At 72.6% G+C, this 2,308-nt stretch carries 1 protein-coding gene; it reads left to right on the plus strand.

The genetic code is table 11. The features are described from left to right. On the plus strand, positions 1–2,308 hold a 2,308-nt coding region (locus IH13_RS0107895; RefSeq protein ID WP_031082296.1), incomplete at both ends, for a discoidin domain-containing protein.

Here is a 2,308-nt window from a genome sequence, read left to right on the forward strand (position 1 = left end):
CGCCGCGGCGGCCGACGGTCCAGGCGCCGTCGCGGGCCGGGCCGCGACGGCGAGCAGCGCCGACAGCGCGTACGGCGCGCGGAACGTGACGGACGGCGATCGGTCGACGTACTGGGAGGGGGCCGGAAGATCGCTGCCCCAGTGGGTGCAGACCGACCTCGGTGAGGCCGCCCGGGTCGACGGGGTGACGCTGAAGCTGCCCGCCGGATGGAAGAGCAGGAAGCAGACCCTCTCCGTCCAGGGCAGCGCCGACGGCACCAGCTTCTCCACGCTGAAGACCTCGGCGACGTACACCTTCGGTCCCGGATCGTCGAACACGGTGACGATCCCCTTCCCCGCCACGAAGACCCGCTTCGTGCGGGTGGACGTCACGGCGAACACGGCGGCGCGCAACGCGCAGCTCTCCGAACTGGAGGTCCACGAGGCACGGGAGTCCTCGGTGAACCTCGCCGCGGGCAAGACCCTCACGGCGAGCAGCCACACCGAGACGTACGTCCCCGCCCAGGCCAACGACGGGAACCAGGCCAGCTACTGGGAGAGCCGGAACAACGCGCTCCCGCAGTGGATCCAGGCGGACCTCGGCTCCTCGGTCCGGGTCGACCGGGTCGTCCTGCGGCTGCCCGACGGCTGGCCCCGGCGGACCCAGACCCTGAAGGTCCAGGGCAGCGCCGACGGTGCGGACTTCACCGACCTGACCGCGTCCCAGGCGTACACCTTCGACGCCGCGAACGGGCAGTCCGCCACGATCTCCTTCGACGCCGCCACCACCCGCCACGTCCGGGTCCTCGTCACCGCCAACTCGGTCCAGCCCGCCGCCCAGGTCTCCGAACTGGAGATCTACGGCCCCGGGACCGGGGACACGCAGGCGCCGAGCGCCCCGACCGGTCTGGCGTTCACCGAGCCGGCCACCGGGCAGATCGAGCTGACCTGGAAGGCGTCCTCGGACGACACCGGCGTCACCGGGTACGACGTCTACGCCGACGGCACGCTGCTGGCCGGTGTGGCGGGCGACGTCACCACGTACACCGACACGCGGCGGGCCGACGAGACCGTCACCTACCACGTCCGGGCCCGGGACGCGGCGGGCAACGAGTCCGCCGACAGCGACACCGTCACCCGCAAGGGCTCCTCCGGCGACACCCAGGCACCCACGGCCCCGTCCGGCCTGGCGTTCACCGAGCCGGCCACCGGGCGGATCAGGCTCACCTGGCAGGCGTCCTCGGACGACAGGGGCGTCACCGGGTACGACGTCTACGCGAACAACGTGCTCCGCGAGAGCGTGGCCGGGGACGTCACCACCTACACCGACACCCAGCCCGCGGGCACCACGGTCAGCTACGTCGTGCGGGCCACGGACGCGGCGGGCAACATATCCGCGCCCAGCAACACCGTGACCCGCAACGGCTCGACGGGCACCGCCTCCAACCTCGCCGTGTCGAAGCCGATCACCGCCTCGTCGGTGGTCCACACCTTCGTCGCGGCCAACGCCAACGACAACTCGCTCACCACCTACTGGGAGGGGGCGGGCGGCAGTTACCCCAACACCCTCACCGTGAAGCTGGGGGCCGACGCCGACACCCGGAGCGTCGTCGTCAAGCTGAACCCCGACAGCAGCTGGGGGACGCGCACCCAGAACATCGAGGTGCTCGGGCGTGAGCAGGACGCCACGGCCTTCACCGGCCTGGCCGCCGCCAAGGACTACCGGTTCGACCCGGCGAGCGGGAACACGGTGACCATCCCGGTCACCGCCCGGGTCGCCGACGTCCAGCTGAAATTCACCTCCAACACCGGGTCGGGCGCCGGACAGGTCGCCGAGTTCCAGGTGCTCGGCACCCCCGCGCCCAACCCGAACCTCCAGGTCTCGGCGGTCAGCGCCGCGCCCGCCGCGCCGGTGGAGTCGGACGACATCACCCTGACGGCGACCGTACGCAACACGGGCGCGGTCGCCGCGCCCGCGAGCAGGCTCGACTTCGAGCTGGGCGGCTCCGAGGTGGCCACCGCCTCCGTGGGCACCCTCGCCCCCGGCGCCTCCACCGAGGTCACCGCCGGCATCGGAACGCGCGACGCGGGCAGCTACACGCTCGGCGCGGTCGCCGACCCGGACGACGCCGTCATCGAGGAGAACGAGACCGACAACCGCTTCACCGCCGCCGCCCCGCTGGTCGTGAAGCCGGTCTCCAGCTCCGACCTCGTCGCGAGCGCGGTCACCACCTCCCCGTCCGGCCCGGCCGCCGGGGACACCGTGGCCTTCTCGGTCGCGGTGAAGAACCAGGGCACCGTGGCCTCCGCGAGCGGCAGCCACGGCATC

The organism is Streptomyces sp. NRRL WC-3549 (assembly GCF_000721935.1).
Classification (GTDB): Bacteria; Actinomycetota; Actinomycetes; order Streptomycetales; family Streptomycetaceae; genus Streptomyces.